Source organism: Shewanella oneidensis MR-1, assembly GCF_000146165.2.
Classification (GTDB): domain Bacteria; phylum Pseudomonadota; class Gammaproteobacteria; order Enterobacterales; family Shewanellaceae; genus Shewanella; species Shewanella oneidensis.
In genome coordinates this window covers 2,341,545-2,362,448 of sequence record NC_004347.2, presented here as the reverse complement: position 1 = coordinate 2,362,448, position 20,904 = coordinate 2,341,545, and the positions used below count along the sequence as shown (strand labels likewise).

Below are 20,904 nucleotides of genomic sequence, written 5' to 3'. Positions count from 1 at the left end.
TGCCGCGCTTAATCCATGATTATGCGCGGCATTTTTTTATTTTATTGATTTATAAGGTCATACAATTATCAACTTAGTTCGTCACATTCGCTGGCGTTTTACTATATTGGGTAATCACTCCAGCCCAGGTCTTTTCAATTTCTGGGATCAACTGTGAAAACGCTTGCTTTTCAGTGAGTCGACGTAAATCATCTACTGCATCAGAGGTGCTCCACACGCTGGCATTACGACTTTCCTTTGCCGTCGACTCCGCTAAACCATACAAATATTCCGTGCGGACATCAAACATGGCCGCAGAAACCGTTGTGGTCACGCTGACTTCTTTATTCTTTAGTAGCCCAAGGGAAATCACATTCAAGGGTGCAAATTGCTGCTCCCCCGCATGGAAGGATGTATCAAAAGTATAGATAAGCAACATATCGGCTTTAAGTCTTGCAGCGGCTTCGCGCAGGGATTTGATTGAATCTAAAGTCTCAGGCAGCAAAATACGATTTAACGGTGCAATCCCCGCCACCTGCGGCATTTTAGCTAATTGGGCAAAATCAGCTTCCGTCTCAACCTCACGGGTAGTTACCACGCTATACCGCCCTGTGCCAAAACTGCTTAAACGGTAGGATACATAACCCGGCGCCTGAATACGTGCAACAGCAATGTGAGCAGGAAAGATGGCCGCAGGTTGCGTTGACATTAACGCACTAATATCTGACTCCGCTAAGCTACCGATTGCCACACTGCCTCCCGGCGTAGTGTACGAAGCACAGCCACCCAATAGCATGAGACTCAATAATGTCGCCATTCTTATCTTATTCATCACAACTCCTTTTATGTGCACAATCTATTCACTAGCCACAACCGTTCTAAAGTATCACTAACTTACTGTTGATAAATAATTTTTACAATCTCACATTGCAAATAATCGCTATCATCGACCACAGATAAAGGCAGGTTTTAAATATTTTTGCACTGTTAAGGACGGTTTAAATGCAGCCAAGTCGCACAAAAAAGAATAAGTTTGGCACTTGATAAATGCCTACACGGCCTAGTAAACGGATGCGCGCTATTGGGTTAAGTCTCACGATTACCCCAGCCTAAGATGCGCCAGTGCCGAGATTGTTTTACAATCGGTTGGCATTTCTATCGTTAGCAAGCGATGTCATGACAATGTAATGAACTCATACAACACACTTTGCCATCCCAATAAGTAGTTAATTTTATGCCCAAAACACCCGTCTACACACCCGCCAATACCCTTGTGGTGCTCGATTTTGAAACCTCGGGACTCTCACCAAACCAGGGTGCCCGTGCCATTGAGATTGGCGCGGTATTAATTGAGCAAGGCCAGATTACTACGCGTTTTTCAGAATTAATGAATCCCGGTTTTCGGATAAACGCCTTTATTGAAGATTACACCGGGATCAGCAATCAAATGCTCGCCCACGCGGCGCCCTGTGCGGAGGTAATGGCACGCTTTGCAGAATTTATCGGCAAGCATCATCTGGTTGCCCATAACGCCGCCTTCGATCAGCGGTTTCTTGATGCCGAATTTGCTCATATCGGTCACCAATATTCAGGTCAATTTGGTTGTTCATTACTGCTGGCAAGACGTTTATACCCTGAAGCCATCAATCATCAGTTGGCAACATTAGTACGCCATAAGCAGCTACCGAACAATGGCACTTTCCACCGTGCGCTTGCGGACGCGGAAATGACGGGACATTTATGGCTACGAATGCTGGCGGATCTGAAACAGGATTTTGCGATTGTAGAACCGCCCTTTAGCCTAATGCAAAAAGTGATGAGCAAGAGTAAAGCCGAAGTACCTAAGTTTCTCCGTCAGTACGCAAGGGCTTAATACGGCACATTTTTAAGTAGCTGATGCGTCAAAAACAATTGAGCTAATAAATCGCTTGAATGTTCGCTCAAAAAAATGCCGAGTGTCTAGGGTGTGTTGATGTTTCGAGATTAAATTTTGTTCGCTCTGGCAAGCTCGTGCTCGCGAAACGAGGAACGACGTGTCGTTATTCGACTCAAATGACGAGCGGCTCTGATGACAGAAAGTAAGAACAAGGGCTTGCCAGACGACCCCTGCGGGCAGCGTTTGGCTCACCGTTTCTACCGCGTTATAGCCCGTTTATCTAGAATAACTACACCGCACGGACTTTGCCTTGCATAAACGTCAGCCAAATCGCTGCAAAAATAACCCTGAAACGTCAACACGCTCAAGGGATGTTCGCCTGATTCACTTAGGAGAGATTTAATCAAGGGGCGTATGGTCAATGCCGCAGGAACTGCGAACCACTAAGGTGGTGGGGATCAATTGTGGACCCACTGCCTGACCGCGAATAAGCTTAAGCAAACTCTCGACTAAAATCTCGCCCGCTAACTGGGTGTTTTGTTTGATGGTCGTCAGTGGTGGATTGGCAAAACTTGCCACCGGTATATCATCGTATCCCACAACAGCGACTTGCTCAGGCACTAATATCCCCTTCTCTTTTAAGGCTCGAATAGCACCAATCGCAATCAAATCGCTGGCGGCAAAAATCGCATCGAACATAAGCCCTTTTTCCATTAATGCCATCGCCGCATCATATCCTGCACTTTCTGTACTAATGGCCGAAATTTGCCGCTCGGCCACGACTGATAATCCAGCCGTTTGCAAGGCTTTTAAATGGCCTAAATATCTGTCTCGAAATTCAGGGCTATGACTGGAAGCATCACCTAAGAAGGCAAAAGCCTTACGTCCAAGGGAAATCAAATGTTCTGTTGCAATCAAGCCACCTTGGTGATTATCGCAACCGATGGACAGCACGGATTTATTATTATGCTCGGCCCCCCAAATTACAAAATGCGTATGCTGCGCGAGTAACTTTTCGAGCTTCTGCTCGTAATCCATGTAGTCGCCATAACCCAGCAAAATAATGCCATCGGCTTTATTGCTGTCCTCATAATCGGCATGCCAATCACTCGAAAGCTGCTGAAATGAAACGAGTAAATCATAACCTTGCTGTGCAGTTGCCCGGGTAATAGACCCTAACATTGACAGGAAAAATGGGTTGATCAGAGAATCATCATTAGTGGGGTCTTCACACAACAACAGCGCTAAAGTATGGCTATTTTGGGTACGCAAATTACTGGCGTTTTTATCCACCTTGTAGTTGAGTTCTTTGGCAATTGCTTGGATCCGCTGACGGGTCTCTAAATTGACCAGCGGGCTGTTTCTGAGGGCACGGGAAACCGTTGACTGGGATACACCAGCACGATAAGCAATATCAATTGAGGTCGCTTTCGATGCCATAGCGAAGGTCACCATAATAATTATCTTGGGGGATACTAAAACAGTTCTAATAACTTGTATAGGCGAAGGATTTACAACAACCTAACATGTTAACAGCAGTCATTACTCTTAAGCTATTGAAAGGTTAAGTAACATTAAGAACTGCGCACCTTGAAACCAGTGGTTAGCAGCAATTTGGATGGCGTTTATGCACGGTAAAGTTCGTGCAGTCTAGGGCGTGTTGACGTTTCGAGATTAAATTTTGTTCGTTCTGGCAAGTTCGTGCTCGCGAAACGAGGAATGATGTGTAGTTATTCTACTCAAATGACGAGCTGCTCTTATGACAGAAAGTAAGAGCAAGGGCTTGCCAGACGAACCCTTCGGGCAGCATTTGGCTGGCTTTTCTGCCGCGTTATCGTCCGTTTATGTAGAATAACGACACTGCACGGACTTTGCCTTACATAAAAGCCAGCCAAATTGCTGCAAAAATAACCCTGAAACGTCAACACACCCTAGCTAGTCAATATAAACTAACGATAACCTAACATACACAGACCATAACGTAGCAGAAACGCCAACCAAACGCGGCTAGGAAGATTCATCCGACAAAATATAATCTCGAAACGTCAACGCGCCCTAGCTAAATACCTAATTCATCGAGTAAATCATCGGCATCCATGTTGGTATACTGTTGACTAATAGCAGGTTTATCCGCGATTCTACTCCAAGGAGTGATACTATCCGCATTTGAAGCTTGTGCCCCACTCATTCCGTGCTGCTCGAGTAAACTATCAGGATCAAATTCCTCATCATATTCAAACTCATCTAGCTTGATAAATTCGGTTTTATCCATGGCAAATTCGAGGTAGAAAATATGGTTATTTTCGGTTTTAAAGGATACTCGCCTTGCCACAGCCTCATCTAAGTTTGCATCGATAGAGATAGTTAACTCTTTGTTTATAGTTAACATTTTTGGTTGACTTTGGCTGATAGACGTTTGCAATTCCTTAGAAATTTTATTGATGAAGTCACCCAAGATTTGGTTCATCAATTCGCCCATCACATTACCGACCTCATCGGAAGTATGGGAAAAGGCTAATTCCTCTTCAGGCATGCCCATATTGAGCATATAGCGACGATAGATTTCGATAGCCGCAGGCGCCGAAAAGTTAATGACAACAAGCCCTGAAAATCCACCGTCAAAAATCGAAAAACACCCTAGATCAGGTTTCAAGCGAGTACGCGCAATGCTTTGTACCATACCGGCATGACTCACATGACTCGCACTTGTGCTGGATAGCACGTGGGCAACGGAGTGGCATAACTTCAGCAAAATATCGTCAGAATTCACAATCGTATTTGTAGTCATAATCGATTCTCAAACATAACAGTTGATTAATCTTGCGCGTAAAAGAGTAAAAAATCAAAATTAAAACAACTAATTAGACATTACCATCAATGTTAAAGTTGTTAACAAATGGTAAGTTATTGAATTTAATAAATACTTCATTGAACGCCAATAGACTAAATGTGATGCAGCCAAAATGAGCCATAAATTGATCATTCAGATGAGGCTCAAGCTAAGATCCTGCTTAAGATCAAAGAAACCCCATATTGTTTACGACTTTAGATAAAATTTAACCCGCTAATATTCTATTAAAAAACATTCGCGGGTATATTGATGCCCATTATTTTTTGCGCCTGAGGACTCCAGATGATCACTTTTTTGCGCCAGTTCACCATTTTAAAACGTCTGATGATGATGTTAGTGATGGCGGCCATTGGTACTGTCTGTTTTGCAAGTTTTTCGATTAAAGAACAATACAGTAATTTGATCGAACAAAAGTGGTTACAAATTGATGGTCAGCTTGGCAGTATTCTGAGTGTGATTGACGTTTATCGCCAAGATGCCGCTAGCGGTAAAATGCGTGAACAAGAGGCCCAAAAAGCCGCGGCGAGCCTCATCAATCAAACCCGCTATGCTGGTGTGGGTTACTTTATTCTCATTGATGATAACAACCAAATCCTAGCCCATGGTGAAAGTGCCAGTATGATCGGAACATCCGCTCAGAATTTCACGCTTCCCAATGGTACTAACCCACTGACAACGCTATTGTCTCAAGCTCGACAAAATGGCAAATCCACGCTGGAATATCCCATCGCTAACCCTGTATCCAAAATCGTCGAAGATAAATTAGCCGAAGCACGCTACTACCCACAATGGGGCTGGACACTGATCACTGGGGCGTATTTGAGTGATGTAAAAGAGAGTCTTTACGAAGTGATGGTCGATTATCTGATTATCATGTTTCTCATTTCAGTGCCTATTTTTGCATTTTTCCTGGTATTAAATCATTCGATCACATCTCCACTGAATGATGCCATTGAAGCCCTTGAAGATATCGCCCAAGGCGAAGGCGACTTAAGCCAGCGTTTAAGTACGCAAGGTAAAGATGAAGTGGCTCACCTAGCCCATGCTTTTAACCTTTTCGCCCAAAAGATTGGCGATATGGTCGGACATCTACAACCCTTAGGCCAGTCCCTCGACAACGATGCTAAGTTATTAATGCTTGCTGTAGAAGAGTCCAACCAAAGCGCCGAACATATTCATCGCGAAACTGGCAGCGTAGCGACTGCGGTGAATCAAATGCTATCAACCACCCATGAAATGGCGAGTAATACGCAGCAAGCTGCCGATGCTGCCACCAGTGTAAAAAGTCAGGCTCAGCAAAGTAAAGGTGTGATTGACAATACGGTGCGCGATACCGAGAAGTTAGTCCAAGAGCTTAAAGCATCAGAAGCAATCACTCAAAAATTGGGGCAAGCCTCAGGTCAAATTGGCAGTATTTTGGATGTGATCCGCGCCATTGCAGAACAAACTAATCTACTGGCACTAAACGCAGCCATTGAAGCTGCGCGCGCTGGGAGTCATGGCCGTGGATTTGCCGTGGTCGCCGATGAAGTCAGAGCCCTAGCCAATCGCACCCAAGATTCCACCAATGAGATCCAAAAAATCATCTCTGAAATTCAGACTGGTGTCGGTTCGGTAATGCAAAGCAACAGCCAAACGCAACGTCAATCAGAAGAATTGCAAGCTAAAGCACAAGAGGCAGGACAAGCAATGGCGGCAATTCTAGAGCTGATAGCCCATATCAGCGATATGAACACCCAATTGGCAAGTGCGACAGAGGAGCAATCCCTTGTGACTGAAGAAATTAATCGTAATATCTGTAATATTTCAGAGTTGACCGAAGTCTCAGTCAAAGCCAATGAAAGTAACAGCCGCGCGGCCCAATCGTTACAGGATATTAGCCAAGATATGTCCCATACCTTAGGCCAATTTAAAATATAACCTAATGAATGCTTTCAATGGTAACCAAAGAGGACGTGTTAAAACGTCCTCTTTTCGTTTAAAATTCGCTAATGTATTCGGCTAGATAGATGCCCTTTAAGCAGGGTTTCATGTTATAAGTTAGGAACAAGGCTTGTATTCGCTTCGCCAATTGAGGATCGTCCATGCGTATGACGTTGGCCGTACATACACGGCAGTACAGCATTCATAGCTTTAACCCAAGTGCACCCATTCCGAGCAAAGTTTTTGCCGAAGAAGTGTATTTTATCTGCAAAACAGAAGAGGGTTTGACACTGGTAGTGTCTAGTGAACTTGCACTGGACAGTTTAGAACAAGAAACCAATTGGAGTTGTTTAGAAGTATTAGGTCCACTCGGATTTTCATTGACGGGGATTTTGTCGAAAATCGCCAGCACCTTAGCCGATGTGCAGATCAGTATTTTCGCCCTTTCCAGCTTCGATACCGACTATATTCTCGTGAAGAAAGATTGTCTTCAAAACGCAATGACTGCCTTAAAAAAGGCGGGTTACAAGATTATTGAATCAAAATAAGCACCGTAACCTTGATTAAGAGTTAACCCACTATGTACGAAAAATCTGTCACTATCACTGCAAAACATGGTATTCATACTCGCCCAGCCGCACTGTTGGTGAAAGAAGCGAAGACCTTCGATTGTGACGTTTTGGTTGAATGTAATGGCAAACAAGCAAGCGCCAAAAGCTTGTTTAAGCTACAAACTTTAGGTTTGTACCATGGTGTCACCGTGAGAGTTTTCGCCGAGGGAGAGCAGGCGCAGGAAGCCGTCGAAAAAGTCTCGACTTTGTTAATCACCTTAAGTTAGCGAACCGCCCAACATCATTAGGAATGACTATGTCGATAACGGGGATTATTGTGTCATCGGGTATCGCCTTCGGTAAGGCTTTACACCTTAACCATTGCGAAAACCACCTCGACTATCGCCCTATTCCGCTCTCTAGGATCCCACTGCAGCAAAGTAAGTTTCTTAAGGCGTTACAAGCATTAAAGCAGCAGCTCAGTCTGAGTCAAGCTAAACTCGATCCCGAAAGTGAAAACTACCAACTGATTGAAGCCGATTTATTGCTCCTCGACGATGATGAGCTCATTGAACAAGTTAAAGAAGCCATTCGCACCTTACAGCTTTCTGCCAGTGTTGCCGTTGAGCGGATATTTGCCCATCAAGCCAATGAGCTAGAGTCCTTAGACGATCCCTATTTAGCCAATCGCGCCCAAGATGTTCGATGCCTTGGTCAACGCATAGTTACCGCAATTAACGGCCGTTTAGAACAAGGCTTAGCAGATCTGAGTGAAGCAACAATACTGCTCGCACAGGATCTGACCCCCGCTGAATTTGCCTTGCTCCCCAAAGAACATATCAGCGGTATTGTGCTTAAAACCGGTGGACTCACCAGTCATACTGCGATTTTAGCCCGCGCGGCTGGGATCCCGGCCATGTTAAGTTGCCAGTTTGATGCCGAATTCATTCCTAATAACACGCCATTAGTGCTTGATGCTTTAAGCGGCGTACTTTATGTCAATCCTGAGCCTGAGCAACAAGCCCGTTTAACCGTCACCCTGCACCATGAGCAGGCAAGACGTCAGGCGCTTCAAACATACCGTGATGTGCCCGCTCAAACACAGGACGGCCATCACGTTGGTCTGCTGGCAAACGTCGGTAATTTAAATGAGATCACCCACGTTAAAGATGAAGGTGCTGATGGTATAGGCTTGTTTCGCACTGAATTTATGTTAATGAATACCAGCACCCTTCCGGATGAAAAAGCCCAGTACAACCTTTACTGCGAGGCCCTACATGCTTTAGATGGAAAAACTTTTACAATTAGAACCTTAGATATTGGTGCCGATAAAGAGCTGCCCTGCTTATGCCAAAATATTGAAGATAATCCAGCCTTGGGCCAACGTGGAGTGAGATACACCCTAGCGCACCCAGAGTTGTTTAAAACCCAACTTCGCGCCATTTTACGGGCTGCTAATCACGGTCCAATTCGCTTGATGTTTCCCATGGTCAATCAAGTCGAAGAGTTGGATGAGATATTTAAGCTTATCGCCGAATGCCAAGATGCCCTAGAAGAGGAAGAAAAAGGTTATGGCGAACTGAGTTACGGGATAGTCGTTGAAACACCCGCAGCGGTGTTGAATTTAGCGTCGATGTTGCCAAGGCTTGATTTTGTCAGTATTGGCACCAATGATTTAACGCAATATGCGATGGCTGCCGATCGCACTAATCCACAACTGACAAAGGATTATCCTTCGCTTTCGCCCGCGATTTTACACCTGATAAACATGACGATAACGCAGGCAAAAGCCACTGGGGTTACAGTCTCGCTCTGTGGTGAGTTAGCCAGTTCGCCGCAAATGGCTCCGCTACTTGTTGGCATGGGGCTGGATGAGCTCAGCGTTAACTTAAGCTCATTGCTCGAAGTGAAGGCGGCAATTTGCCAAGGTGAATTGGCAAAATTTTCCGAGTTAGCGCACACAGCAATGCAGCAAAATAGAATTTCAGATCTGCAACAGTGTATAACAAACTATAAATAATACATGTAATTGGTTATGCTGCTTCACAGACCAAAAGAGAACAACAAAAACAAGCAAAGGGGCACAACATAATGGGATTTTTAAGCCGTATAAGGCGATTAGTATCGGGACAGCCACAACTTGCTGGTGGCATCATGGTCTATGCCCCGGTAAATGGGGAAATAGTGGCCATTGAAAAAGTCCCCGATGTCGTTTTTGCAGAAAAAATTGTGGGTGATGGAATCGCTATCGCACCAACGGGCAGTACTATTGTTGCTCCTATTGATGGTACCATTGGAAAGATTTTTGAAACAAATCATGCATTTAGCATTGAATCACCTCAAGGGTTAGAGCTTTTCGTTCACTTTGGTGTAGGCACTGTAGAGCTTAGAGGACGTGGTTTTAGTCGTTTGGCTGAAGAAGGTCAAGAAGTGAAGGTAGGCGATCCGATTTTGTCATTTGATCTTGAGTATCTTAAAGATCAAGTGGATAGCTTACTCACACCCGTTGTGCTCGCCAATATGGAAGATGTGAAGTATCTAGACAAAGCTCAGGGTAGCGTCACCGCAGGTAAAGACCCTATTTTTACGGTACAACTTTAGTCATCAGTTCCTTGTACACAATGAGTACCGTTTTAAGCACCAAACGTGAAGGATCCCCTTTTCTTGCTAAGTGTTACCGCTGGCAGTTTACTGATACTGCCAGCGGTAACAGTACTGACCAAAGCAAAGCAGCTCCCTTAAACCTCTAGTTGCTCTCCGAGTAATATCCATTAATGGTGATAAATTCAGAATCTTCCGTAAGCGGTAATTGGCCTAACTGTGACAATGCTTGTTTGAGTTTGGTCATAAGATCCACCTGAAGAGCGTTAGCAGAAGGCGGTAAATCAGTCTTAATAATGCGTAGGGCTGCGATGGACTTATAGGCAATCACACGTTTTACAAATACACAGTCTGTAGTTTGAATTTGAGCGATCACCTCATTTGATACTTCACAATCTAATGGAAAATCAGCCTCATCTAGCAACCGTAATTGCAGGTAAACGCAGTGTGAGGCTAAGATGCTCAGGCATTCACGCCATTTTGTATTGTTCATAACGGGTTCGCTATACTTATCCAAATTTTTAATAGTATATATTTTTCAAATAGATAAATCATAGATGACAATTTTAATTTAAACGGCCAAGCGTGGAAAGCCTTACCCTTTAGCGATAGAACAAATGTTACACGTGATTAGAAGTCTTTAACACCCGCCATGTTAGGGAGATGATGGGAAATGCCCTTGTGGCAATAGATACAGATCTTATCGCCACAGGCCAGTGATGTGATGTGGAGTGCATCAGCGTGGCACGTGGTGGCTGCCTAGTAAAGTCCATGTAGGTAAAGTTATGGCAATTTCGACACTCGAGCGAGTCATTTGCCTTTAAGCTTGCCTATTCATGTTCAGCCAGCTCGCGACGTTTTTAGGGGCTGTAAGCCGGAACCGCCGAAATTTCCGTCAACTCCTCTAAACCCCTGCCACAAGGGCATCTAGGTCAATCACCTTGCGATCACTCTGAAAGATTTAATTCTTTACCAATCCCAACCCCTGCAACGAAGTCGGGATCGTGAGATACCAGTAGCAGAGTGCCTGGATAGTCAGCCAGTACCTGAGTGAGCAACTGACGCGAGGGGTGATCCAGATGGCTGTCCGGTTCATCGAGCAGCAGCAGGTCGGGCAGTTGCGCCAGTACCATCAGCAGACCCAGTTTTAACCTCTCACCCCCACTCAGACCATGACAAGGCGTCAGGGCGCGATCGCCGCGCAGGGCGATGCCCGCCAGCCGTGTTCTCGCATCACTCTCGGCCAGTGTCGGAGCCACTGTCAGCAGGTTGGCAAGCGGACTGAGATCCCGCGCAATCAGACTGAGTCCCTGATCGAGACAAGCCATCTGACCATTGATGCGAAAGCTGCCCGTCTCGGGCTCCAGCTCCCCGCGCAACATCTGCAGCAAACTCGATTTGCCACTGCAGTTGCGACCGCCGAGCAAACAGCGCTCACCCCGTTGCAGTACCAGATCCACCTGCTGGCCATGCCAGCGCATGTGGCGCGCCGCCGTGATCACCAGCGGCTGGGCCGCCCCCTTGCATTTACTTCCCGCCGGCCACTGCATGATAAGCGGCTGCACCGCCGCCAGCGCACTGTGGCCACGCTCGTGGCGATCCAGCACCTTACCAAGGGATTTGCCTGCCTGTTCAGCTTTGAAATCGAGCAGGATCTTGGCCTGGGAGCCGCGCTCGCGCCGCCCCTGACTGGCCCGCCTGGCCGCCTGGCCGCCTGGCCGCCTGTTCGCGCACCTTTTGCAGGCTGCGCGCTGCCGCCTTTTCACTGCGCACCGCCTGCGCCAGCCGGGTGCTACGGGCAGCCTGCAACTCAGTCTGCTGCGCCAAAAATGTGTCAAACGACAGGTGGGCGCTCTGTAGCCCCAGCTCGCTCAGCTCCAGAATCTGAGTGGTTTGATTGAGCAGGCGCCGGTCGTGGCTTACCAGAAGATAGCCACCACTATGGCTTGCCAATCGTTGGCTCAGCCACTCGATGCCACTGGCATCCAAGTGGTTGTCCGGCTCATCGAGCAGCAGAAAGTGATCTGGCCTCGCAAACAGCGCCAGCAGGTGCAAACGGGTGAGCTGACCGCCGCTCAGGGTGCTGACTAGGGCATGGGCATCAAGCCTAAGACCAGCCCCAGCCAGCAGGTGGGCAAGATCGCTGCGCAGGTTCCAGCGATCACTCAGCAACTCGAAATCGTCTAGGGCACAACTCCCCCGCTCGATGCGCTCAAGGGCCCGCAGCGGCTCGCCCAAGCCGATAACGTCGGCCACGCTGGCTCCGCCGCCATGGACATGAGCGGGTGCAAACTGGGACAACCAGCTGATGGGGGTCAACCACTCGATTTTGCCAGACGCGGGGCGGCGCTGGCCCGCCAGCAGCTCGAGTAGCAGGCTCTTGCCGATGCCGTTGTGGCCGATCAGGGTGCAGCTCGTAGCGGGCAAAATGAAGGTAAGAGGCGTAGTGCAGGCGCCGAATGGCAGCTGCAAGGCGTTGATATTACATGCGATGTGGGTCATCTGAACTCCTGTGGGCCAGTGCGGGAGCCGCAGGCCAAGAGCCAAGCCAAATGACAGGGACGCGTGTCCACGAATGGGAAAACAAGCGAGGAATAAGCATCAACCTGTCACGGTAAGACGCACCCGATCTCCCTGGCGGGAGAGGAATCAAAAAGTGGGGTGCGGACAGGTTAAATGCGCATCGGCGAAATACTCTTTACTGATGAAAGTAAAATCATACTTCAGATAGTAAAAAATGCCAAATGTTCCGGTATCACTCACTGCATGTTGCATCAATAAGTCAAGTGTCAGTCTGGGCTATACCTTATCTCGACGTCAGGCAGAGCTATGAAAATGCGCCAAATTAGGGCCTGTTTCTGCATTTTCTGACATATCCAGCATGATCTCTATAAAATCAAGCTGATACCTCCCCTCGGCCATCAGCGCTATCAGTGAGGTTTGAATAGGGGGGCGGAAATTTCGGCGGTTCCGGCTTAGACCTCCTTTTATCAAACTTTTTAGGTTGGTTTTAGCCGCTAAAGCACATGCAATACCATGAATTACCAATAATTAAACTTAAGTAAAAAAGCCGAACCTAAATGGTTCGGCTTTAGTGAGGGATTATCGGCGATGTTAACCGCTGAACCGAGTAAATCAGCTCAGCAGGATATGATTTAAAATGCGTTTTTCTGAGATGGGATACGCTGTGCCAAGCGCCTGGGCAAAGCAAGATACTCGGTATTCTTCAATCATCCACCGCGCTTCTATCAGTGCCGCTGGTGTAGGCTGCGAGCGTGGCACCTTAGCAAGTTGAGCCGCTAAGGCGTCCTGCACCTTAGTGATACTCTGCATATGCAAGCGGTCACGGGTCGGATCTACAGGTAATTTATCAATGCGGGTTTCAATCGCCTTTAAGTAACGCGCCACATCGGCCAAACGCTTCCAACCGCAAGCTTCAACAAACCCCTTAAAGACTAATTGGTCCAATTGGCTTTGAATATCACTCATCGCAAAAGCAATATCCAAACTGATTTTGCCCTTAGTACGCTTTTTAATGCCTTGGTAAAGCGTCAAAATCTGCTCCACTTTTAGGGCGATTTGCTCGGCTGTTGGATTCAACTCTTGGCGCACCCAATCCTTTGCCGCATCAAACTGCGCTGCATCGCGTACATCTAACGCCTTTTCATCAAGCAACTGCTGCACCGCCGCGGCGATGATGTCATCAATCAGAATTTGCACTTGACCAAAGGGATTGAAATACATCGCCAGTTTGGCCTTGTTGGGCAGAGCCTGTTGCAGGTGTTTTACTGGTGAAGGAATGTTGAGTAACAACAAGCGTCTAAGCCCTTGACGGTGCGCCGCCTCAGCCTCAAATTCATCATCAAATAATTTGATGGCAACTGAGTCTTTGTTGTCAATCAATGCGGGGAATGCCCGCACTTGATAGTTACCTTTACGCTGCTCAAATTGCTTAGGTAAGTCGCCAAAGGACCATTCGGTGAGCGCTTCTTTCTCGATGCCCTTATTCGCCACCTGACGAATCGCCTTCGCGACCACGCCCTGCAATTCCGCTTTGAGGCTATCAAGCACCCGCCCCTGTGCGACTAACTTGCCCTTATCGTCCTCAATCTTAAAATTCATCTGCAAATGCACTGGCATCTGCGAAACATCAAAATCTTCGGGATTGACGCGCGTGCCACTCATACGCAGCAGCTGTTTGCACATGGCGTCGAGTAAACTGGCGCTAAAGGGCTGCATCGCCTGCACGCAGGCACGGGCATAATCGGGCGCAGGCACAAAGTTACGTCTCAGCCCCTTAGGCAACGACTTAATCAGGGCAACGCATTTCTCCTCACGCATCCCCGCCACTAGCCAATCGAAATCGGTATCATCGATTTGATTAAGTAGTGCCACAGGAATATGCACAGAGACGCCATCATCACTCGCAGCTGGGTCAAAGTGATAACTCAGTTGCAGGCGAATATTGCCCTTATGCCAAGTGTCGGGGAAATCGAGCGCAGAGATATGATCGGCGCTGCGCTGCATCAACAGAGATTTGTTAAAATCGAGCAGATCTGGCTGAGTACAGCGCGCTTCCTTCCACCAGCTAAAGAACTTAGGCGCGTTGTAGATGCCTTCGGGAATACGCGGCTCGTAAAAGTCCATCAGCACTTGCTCATCCACCAAAATATCGCGGCGACGGGACTTATGCTCGAGCGCTTCGACATCTTCCAATAACTTTTGGTTAGCGATAAAAAAGGCTTCTTTGGTCTGTAACTGCCCTTCGGCAAGCGCGCTACGGATAAAGATTTCCCGTGCTTCTACGGGATTAATTGGCCCATATTGCACACGGCGGCGATGCACCACGGTCAAGCCATAGAGCACTTGATTCTCAAAGGCGATCACACTGCCCTGTTTCGCCTCAAAATGAGGCTCTAGGTGATTCTTTTTAATCAGATGTGCCGCTAAAGGTTCAAGCCATTCCGGCTCAATTTTGGCGCAGCAGCGGGCAAACAGCTTAGAGGTTTCCATCAGCTCCGCCGCCATAATCCACTTAGGGCCTTTTTTCGCCAGTGGCGAACCTGGGAACACAAAAAACTTACGATTACGCGCGCCTAAGTATTCGTTGTTATTGTCCTTAAAGCCAATATGGCTGAGCAGACCTGATAACAGCGCTCGGTGCAGCGCATCGTAGTTCGCAGGCGTGTCGTTTAAGCGCCACTTTAAGTCGTGCACAGCTTGCTTCAGCTGGGTGTATAAATCCTGCCATTCGCGCACACGCAGGTAGGCTAAATATTCATCACGACACTTTTTACGGAACTGACTGGCGGATAATTCCTTTTGTTGCTCTTTTAAGTGCTGCCATAGGTTTACCCAACTGACAAAATCAGACTGGGGATCGGCAAAGCGGCGATGGGCTTCATCGGACGCCTGCTTTTTATCCATGGGCCGCTCACGGGGATCTTGAATCGACAGCCCTGAGGCGATCACTAACACCTCATTTAAGCAACCAAGTTGGTGGCTCTCGATCACCATACGCGCTAAACGTGGATCGACGGGGATTTGCGATAACTGCCGCCCAAGCGGCGTTAACACAATATTGCCCTTCTGCTGCTTAACCGCCTGTAATTCCTCAAGCAGTAAGAAGCCATCGCGAATATGGCGCGGATCGGGCGGCTCAATAAACGGGAAAGCAGCGATATCACCAAGGCCGATGGCGAGCATTTGCAAAATCACCGACGCCAAATTGGTTCGTAAGATTTCGGGATCGGTAAAGGCTGGGCGGTTATTAAAATCAGCCTCATCGTATAAACGGATACAAATCCCTGGGCCAACACGGCCGCAGCGGCCTTGACGCTGATTGGCACTGGCCTGTGAAATCGGCTCAATCGGCAAACGCTGCACCTTAGTGCGATAGCTATAACGGCTGATCCGCGCTGTCCCTGGGTCAATCACATAACGAATACCAGGCACTGTCAGCGAGGTTTCCGCTACGTTAGTGGCAAGCACGATACGACGTCCTGTATGGCTGCTAAAGACCTTTGACTGCTCACCATAAGAGAGGCGCGCATAGAGCGGCAAAATCTCAGTATCGCGGTAATTACGCCGATTAAGCTGCTCTGCGGTATCGCGAATTTCACGCTCACCGTTCATAAAGATCAAAATATCGCCCAGACCTTCGGCCACCAGCTCATCAACGGCGGCAAAAATGCCTTCAATTTGGTCGAGATCGGCTTCAGTATCTTGCACCAATGGGCGATAGCGGGTTTCGACCGGATAAGTCCGGCCTGAGACTTCAATAATCGGCGCATTATTGAAATGCTTAGAGAAACGCTCAACATCGATAGTCGCCGAGGTGATAATGATTTTAAGATCGGGACGCTTTTTGAGAATTTGCTTAAGGTAACCAAGGATAAAATCGATGTTAAGGCTACGCTCGTGGGCCTCATCGATAATGATAGTATCGTATTGATCTAAATAACGATCTGAAGTCAGCTCCGCCAGTAAAATCCCGTCGGTCATCAGCTTGATATAGGATTCACTCTTAAGCGCATCGGCAAAACGCACCTTAAAACCTACCACTTCGCCAAGCGGGCTTTGTAATTCTTCAGCCACTCTTGATGCAACACTGCGCGCTGCCAGCCGCCGCGGCTGGGTATGACCAATAAAACCACGGCTGCCTAAGCCCAGTTCTAAACAGATTTTAGGCAGCTGCGTGGTTTTACCCGAACCAGTTTCACCAGCAATGATCACCACTTGGTTTGCACTGATGGCTTTGGCGATGTCTTCACGCATGCCACTGACGGGCAGATTGTCAGGATAATTGATCCTAGGGCGAGCCTTCAGGCGCTGCTCTACTTTCTCGAACGCTGCTTGCGCCTGCTCAGCAAGTTTGGCTAATTCTTGTGTTTTTTTGTCAGAATCGGCTTCTTTATGGAGCTTAAATAAACGGCGGCGGATCCGCGAGGCATCACTTTGAAAGCACTGCTGGAGAAAGGCGCTCGATAGCGGATGTTTGTCAGAGTTCAAAACCAAATTCCATTGCTAGCATCGAAAAAGGCGATCCTAGCAAGGAACCTGGTTTATTGGTATGGCTAATTGTTCAAAACACACCGTAAACCGCGGGAAATTAGCCTCTCAAATAACGGCTTAAGCGGGCGCAAGATAACATTGCTGCATGTACACATTCATTGCTCTTAACACATTGGTACGATTGATTGTGCCGATGACTTTGCCATTATCCACCACAGGATAGATCTTTGGCTTAGCGCCCAGCATCTGCTCCGCGAGTTGTAAAATACTCTCATCAGGACCGACATACAGCACTTCAGTACGCATACAATCCTTCACCACTGAGGTCAAGTCACAGTGATAGCTGCTCTTTAACATGACAGCTAAGCAGTCTTGCTGGGATAAAAATCCCACCAAATTGCCACTATCATCCACCACCGCAGCCCCCATCTTGTTATTGTCTAACAGTTTTTCAACTGCCGTCGCCAGTGACATATTGGCGCGCAGCAGCACGGGCTGACGGTCCATATGGTCGCGAATTTTAATTGAATCCATAGCAATCTCCCCAAACTTACCTGTAACAAACTCACTTACCTGAGCTTTGAGTCTAGTCAAAATCTTGCGAGAGTTAAGCAATTAAAATCGATTGAGGTTATCTGATTGCTAATTAGAACGTTGAAGATGCTTAATTGGCAGGAGTTGACTCGGTAAATTAATCTACATGAATAATGCTAAAAAATTTTAAACATGCAGAAATCTAATAGGCATACAAGTGCACAGTAAAACGCAGGTTTTGCCCCAAAACGCCCCAAAGCAGCGGGGAAAGGGAGTCAGCTTAGAGATGTAACACATTGAACATAACACCAATACAAGCACCAAACAGGGCTACATGACTTTTTGCATTACTTCCGGTTTTTGATAAATTCCTCAATTAGACCAATGAGCTCTCTGGGAAGTCTGCGCCTCAATTTCAGGTCAAAATAATAAAATAACCAATTGTATTTAATGGTTTTTATTGCTTTACCAAAAAGTTAATACCAATTTTACCATAACTAACGCTGAGTCCTCATATTTGACAGCTGTTCACATATTCGTCACTTATTTTGATGGCTTCAATGCTTAGATCAGACATTGTTTGGTAACGGCTTTATCACTAACATACAAGCGTCAGATACCACTTGCATGGTGTTTAAGTGGAGCACGATGCGTATACTCTGCCGCAAGTTACATATCAGCCAGTTTTGGGAAAGTTTTAGGATGGGTTCTTAAGACTAATTGAGATTCTATAGTTGTGGCCAAATTTAGTTAACCACTACAATTTGGCCGATGACTTTGATAATCTCGCGCTTCTCAAATAGCCCCCATATTCACCGGAGTTGAATCCGATGTAGCAGGTCTGGCACTGAAGAATCCCCTGATGATTTTCAGATAAATCATTAAATTAGAGTGAACTTGCACCTTGAAGTGTGATCAGATGGAAGTGCGAACAAACATCAATCACAGGGCATCAAGGTGCAAGTGTTAACTATCTTACATCAATCTCTCTATCAACATTGTCCAGAAATCCATCAAAAGCGACTGAATACACTCATGGTCGCCTGCAAAGCCCTCATCAACGCGGATTGTCTCACCCTCACGCATTTAGGGCGGCACATTGATGGCACCAGCACTCATACTAAACACTCAATAAAACGCATGGATAGATTATTGGGCAACCCGCACCTTCACCATGAAAGACTGGCTGTTTATCAGTGGCATGCAAAGTGGCTGCTAACAGCACATACGATGCCGACCATACTGGTGGATTGGTCTGATATGCGTGAAGGTCGTGAACTGATTGCACTACGCGCCTCTATTGCGATTAAGGGCCGCTCTATCACGCTCTACGAGCGAACATTTCCGTTAGTACTACAAGGCACACAAACTGCCCATAATCAGTTTCTGAATGAACTCCATAAAGTGTTACCTGACAATATTACCCCGCTGATAGTCACTGACGCGGGCTTCCGTAATCCATGGTTTCGAAAAGTCGAGCAGCTCGGTTGGTATTGGCTGGGTCGTGTCAGAGGATTAAGTGTCTATCGGCTGCACCCCTTCGGTCGCCAATTTTCGCTAAAAGCGCTTTATCCCAAAGCCAGTCGTCGCGCAAAACATGTTGGGCGAGTGGCGTTATCGGTAAAGAAACCCTTGTTATGCGAGATGGTATTGTTCAGGGCTCCAAGTAAAGGCAGAAAAGGTCAGCGAAGTACGACAACAGACTGTCACCATACGGCGCAATGGACGTATGAACTAACCGCCAAAGAGCCTTGGGCACTGGTGACCAACTTGACCATAGAAGCCATGTCGCCTCAAAAACTGGTTAATATTTACCAAAAACGGATGCAAATAGAAGAAACCTTTAGAGATTTAAAAAGCCCCGCTTATGGCTTTGGTTTACGTCATAGCAGAACACGTTATGCGGCGAGGATGGACATACTGCTATTGATAGCATTATTGGTACAACTGGCATTTTGGTGGGTAGGATTATACGGAGAAACACAGCAATTACAGCGGCACTTCCAAGCCAACACGGTAAAGAAAAGGAATGTGCTATCAACAATCAGGATGGGCAAAGAACTGCTGCGGCGACGGCATGACTACCCCATATCAGCAGATGATTTGCTTTGTGCTGCGAAGAAACTAGCCCAACTCTCATTAACTCATGGTTGTTGGGGCTATGAATTATGAGGGGATCCTACAGGGTCTGGCAATGGCTGCGTCAAAATGTGTTGGCCAATCGTTGTTTTAGTGGTTATGGCGACATTGTCGAGCAGTGTTCCATCGCATGGAATACCTTCATTGAGAAGAAAGTAAGAGTGATAGAGTTGTGTACTAGACAATGGGCTATTATGACCAGTTAATTAATATAATTGGTATAACAAGGTTTTGTCCAAAAACGAGTTGACCTGAGTATGATGCTTTATTACTTGAATTTCACACTATCCAGATGCGATAACCAGCATCACAGTATGAATCTATATTCAGGTTAGCGTCTAATTTGATACTGCGGGATAAGGCTCAACGTCTCGTTTAGTATGAGACTTTATTACCCTCCCACAGCTTTTATCGTCTAAACTCAAGTAAAATCAAGCGATAATACCATTCAAAGAGATTACGGCTGTTCACTTGCTTGGTATCAAAAACAATTCATTAGTTCAGCGCAAGCACATAGTCGATGGCACTGGTGATCGCCGCAACTTGAGCTAGATTGCACTCTGCTGGCGTAGCCGATGGGCTGTCGGGGTACACTTCCGTGGTCGTGTTATAAATACAGCCCGTCACACTGCTGCATAAACCTAGCGCTTTCAATAGGTAATTGATCACCCCGTGTTGCACTACCGTTGAGCCGATAATCTCGCCCTTGTCATCGGCAGGCGCGATGTGAGTCACTTTGCTCACGCCATCGATAATCGCCTTTTGGAAAGCATCCTGCGGATTTTCAGTATCGCCTACAGCATAAAAACCATCTGGGATGGTGCCGGGGATAAATGCTTTACCATCGCGCGCAGCTAAAGCTGGGCGAAATTCCTCCTCATCCGAGTCAGTGGTTTCATGTAAATCCACATGCACATCAAAACCTTGTGGGACGCTTGCCACCAGTGCCATCAGTGCTGCCGACTCTTCTGCAGGACTCTTAGTGTAAAACGAGCGGTTTGGATCGATAGCTTTCGGGTTCCAGCGATTGATGGTCTCGTAACCCCAAGGGCTCACGCATACTGCCACCACTAAGTTTACCCGCTCAACATAGTGAGCCGCGTTGTTGGCCAAAAAGGCCAAGGCACCATGTACGCCACTGGTTTCGTAGCCGTGTACACCGCCTGTGACTAACACCGTTATCTTGTTTGGATCGAATGTTGCTGACTTGACCGCAAATAAAGGGTAACGAGCAGGATCTATCGATAAAGCGCCATATTGCACAACACTCAGCCCTAATACGCCCAGTTGTGATCCCATCGCTTTTAGTGGCGTGACAACATTGTCTTGGTATGAACGCTTAATTTGCGTGCTAGCAAACCATGCTGCCTTTTCGGCATCGCCCCATTTTTCACCGACTGTCCCAATTGGGTAAAAACTCACATTCGTCATATGTT

General features: G+C 47.0%; 16 protein-coding genes and 2 pseudogenes. 8 read left to right on the top strand and 10 right to left on the bottom strand.

What is annotated here, in order from left to right; translation table 11 throughout:
- Positions 1-73 precede the first annotated feature (73 nt).
- On the bottom strand, positions 74-811 hold the full coding sequence (locus tag SO_RS10310) for a hypothetical protein (protein ID WP_011072261.1): 738 nt from the start codon (positions 809-811) through the stop codon (positions 74-76).
- Between the two features lie 402 nt (positions 812-1,213).
- Here SO_RS10310 and SO_RS10305 point away from each other — a divergent pair, with 402 nt between their 5' ends.
- A complete protein-coding gene (locus SO_RS10305) occupies positions 1,214-1,852 on the top strand; it encodes a 3'-5' exonuclease (protein ID WP_011072260.1) in 639 nt (212 codons plus the stop codon).
- Positions 1,853-2,254: 402 nt separating this feature from the next.
- Here SO_RS10305 and SO_RS10300 read toward each other — a convergent pair whose 3' ends face one another.
- Positions 2,255-3,295, bottom strand: coding sequence for a LacI family DNA-binding transcriptional regulator (locus tag SO_RS10300; protein ID WP_011072259.1), 1,041 nt, complete (start codon positions 3,293-3,295; stop codon positions 2,255-2,257).
- A 619-nt stretch (positions 3,296-3,914) separates the two neighbouring features.
- Complete coding sequence (locus SO_RS10295) at positions 3,915-4,643, bottom strand: DUF3334 family protein (RefSeq protein ID WP_011072258.1); 729 nt, start codon at positions 4,641-4,643, stop codon at positions 3,915-3,917.
- Positions 4,644-4,988: 345 nt separating this feature from the next.
- On the opposite strand from SO_RS10295, the gene SO_RS10290 reads away from it, so the two are divergent.
- The 5 genes from SO_RS10290 (at position 4,989) to crr (ending at position 9,781) form a co-directional block, all read left to right on the top strand.
- On the top strand, positions 4,989-6,626 hold the full coding sequence (locus SO_RS10290; protein ID WP_011072257.1) for a methyl-accepting chemotaxis protein: 1,638 nt from the start codon (positions 4,989-4,991) through the stop codon (positions 6,624-6,626).
- A gap of 164 nt (positions 6,627-6,790) precedes the next feature.
- Positions 6,791-7,177, top strand: a complete 387-nt coding sequence (locus SO_RS10285; RefSeq protein ID WP_011072256.1) for an ACT domain-containing protein — start codon at positions 6,791-6,793, stop codon at positions 7,175-7,177.
- Between the two features lie 32 nt (positions 7,178-7,209).
- Positions 7,210-7,467, top strand: coding sequence for an HPr family phosphocarrier protein (locus tag SO_RS10280; protein ID WP_011072255.1), 258 nt, complete (start codon positions 7,210-7,212; stop codon positions 7,465-7,467).
- A gap of 29 nt (positions 7,468-7,496) precedes the next feature.
- Entirely contained in the window at positions 7,497-9,200 is a 1,704-nt protein-coding gene (gene ptsP, locus SO_RS10275) for a phosphoenolpyruvate--protein phosphotransferase (RefSeq protein WP_011072254.1), read from the top strand.
- 71 nt (positions 9,201-9,271) lie between these two features.
- Positions 9,272-9,781, top strand: coding sequence for a PTS glucose transporter subunit IIA (crr, locus tag SO_RS10270; RefSeq protein ID WP_011072253.1), 510 nt, complete (start codon positions 9,272-9,274; stop codon positions 9,779-9,781).
- 145 nt (positions 9,782-9,926) lie between these two features.
- Here the strand turns inward: crr and SO_RS10265 are convergent, their stop codons facing one another.
- The 6 genes and pseudogenes from SO_RS10265 to SO_RS10245 form a co-directional block, all read right to left on the bottom strand.
- Positions 9,927-10,274: a hypothetical protein gene (locus tag SO_RS10265; protein ID WP_011072252.1), complete on the bottom strand. Its 348-nt coding sequence runs from the start codon at positions 10,272-10,274 to the stop codon at positions 9,927-9,929.
- A 137-nt stretch (positions 10,275-10,411) separates the two neighbouring features.
- Positions 10,412-10,641: pseudogene (locus SO_RS10260) on the bottom strand (NapC/NirT family cytochrome c); the annotation flags it as partial.
- Positions 10,642-10,728: 87 nt separating this feature from the next.
- The gene (locus SO_RS23135; RefSeq protein ID WP_202950649.1) at positions 10,729-11,388 is read right to left on the bottom strand and encodes an ATP-binding cassette domain-containing protein; all 660 of its coding nucleotides are present in this window, start codon (positions 11,386-11,388) and stop codon (positions 10,729-10,731) included.
- A 25-nt stretch (positions 11,389-11,413) separates the two neighbouring features.
- On the bottom strand, positions 11,414-12,283 hold the full coding sequence (locus SO_RS23130) for an ATP-binding cassette domain-containing protein (RefSeq protein ID WP_202950648.1): 870 nt from the start codon (positions 12,281-12,283) through the stop codon (positions 11,414-11,416).
- A gap of 633 nt (positions 12,284-12,916) precedes the next feature.
- A complete protein-coding gene (gene hrpA, locus SO_RS10250) occupies positions 12,917-16,798 on the bottom strand; it encodes an ATP-dependent RNA helicase HrpA (protein ID WP_011072251.1) in 3,882 nt (1,293 codons plus the stop codon).
- A gap of 114 nt (positions 16,799-16,912) precedes the next feature.
- The gene (locus tag SO_RS10245; RefSeq protein ID WP_011072250.1) at positions 16,913-17,329 is read right to left on the bottom strand and encodes a CBS domain-containing protein; all 417 of its coding nucleotides are present in this window, start codon (positions 17,327-17,329) and stop codon (positions 16,913-16,915) included.
- Between the two features lie 957 nt (positions 17,330-18,286).
- On the opposite strand from SO_RS10245, the gene SO_RS10240 reads away from it, so the two are divergent.
- Positions 18,287-19,501: an IS4-like element ISSod3 family transposase gene (locus SO_RS10240; RefSeq protein ID WP_011070548.1), complete on the top strand. Its 1,215-nt coding sequence runs from the start codon at positions 18,287-18,289 to the stop codon at positions 19,499-19,501.
- Positions 19,502-19,512: 11 nt separating this feature from the next.
- Positions 19,513-19,674 (top strand): annotated as a pseudogene (locus SO_RS10235) (IS630 family transposase); the annotation flags it as partial.
- A gap of 289 nt (positions 19,675-19,963) precedes the next feature.
- Here SO_RS10235 and SO_RS10230 read toward each other — a convergent pair.
- Positions 19,964-20,899 (bottom strand): M14 family metallopeptidase, encoded by a 936-nt coding sequence (locus SO_RS10230; RefSeq protein WP_011072249.1) that lies wholly within the window; start codon positions 20,897-20,899, stop codon positions 19,964-19,966.
- Positions 20,900-20,904 lie beyond the last annotated feature (5 nt).

Excerpts from the sequence above, each read along its gene's own strand:
- SO_RS10300 (WP_011072259.1), bottom strand. The coding sequence starts at position 3,295 with ATGGCATCGAAAGCGACCTCAATTGATATTGCTTATCGTGCTGGTGTA.
- SO_RS10280 (WP_011072255.1), top strand. The coding sequence starts at position 7,210 with ATGTACGAAAAATCTGTCACTATCACTGCAAAACATGGTATTCATACT.
- SO_RS10310 (WP_011072261.1), bottom strand. The coding sequence starts at position 811 with ATGAATAAGATAAGAATGGCGACATTATTGAGTCTCATGCTATTGGGT.
- crr (WP_011072253.1), top strand. The coding sequence starts at position 9,272 with ATGGGATTTTTAAGCCGTATAAGGCGATTAGTATCGGGACAGCCACAA.
- SO_RS23130 (WP_202950648.1), bottom strand. The coding sequence starts at position 12,283 with ATGACCCACATCGCATGTAATATCAACGCCTTGCAGCTGCCATTCGGC.
- ptsP (WP_011072254.1), top strand. The coding sequence starts at position 7,497 with ATGTCGATAACGGGGATTATTGTGTCATCGGGTATCGCCTTCGGTAAG.
- SO_RS10290 (WP_011072257.1), top strand. The coding sequence starts at position 4,989 with ATGATCACTTTTTTGCGCCAGTTCACCATTTTAAAACGTCTGATGATG.
- SO_RS10305 (WP_011072260.1), top strand. The coding sequence starts at position 1,214 with ATGCCCAAAACACCCGTCTACACACCCGCCAATACCCTTGTGGTGCTC.
- SO_RS10245 (WP_011072250.1), bottom strand. The coding sequence starts at position 17,329 with ATGGATTCAATTAAAATTCGCGACCATATGGACCGTCAGCCCGTGCTG.
- SO_RS10265 (WP_011072252.1), bottom strand. The coding sequence starts at position 10,274 with ATGAACAATACAAAATGGCGTGAATGCCTGAGCATCTTAGCCTCACAC.
- SO_RS10295 (WP_011072258.1), bottom strand. The coding sequence starts at position 4,643 with ATGACTACAAATACGATTGTGAATTCTGACGATATTTTGCTGAAGTTA.
- SO_RS10285 (WP_011072256.1), top strand. The coding sequence starts at position 6,791 with ATGCGTATGACGTTGGCCGTACATACACGGCAGTACAGCATTCATAGC.
- SO_RS10230 (WP_011072249.1), bottom strand. The coding sequence starts at position 20,899 with ATGACGAATGTGAGTTTTTACCCAATTGGGACAGTCGGTGAAAAATGG.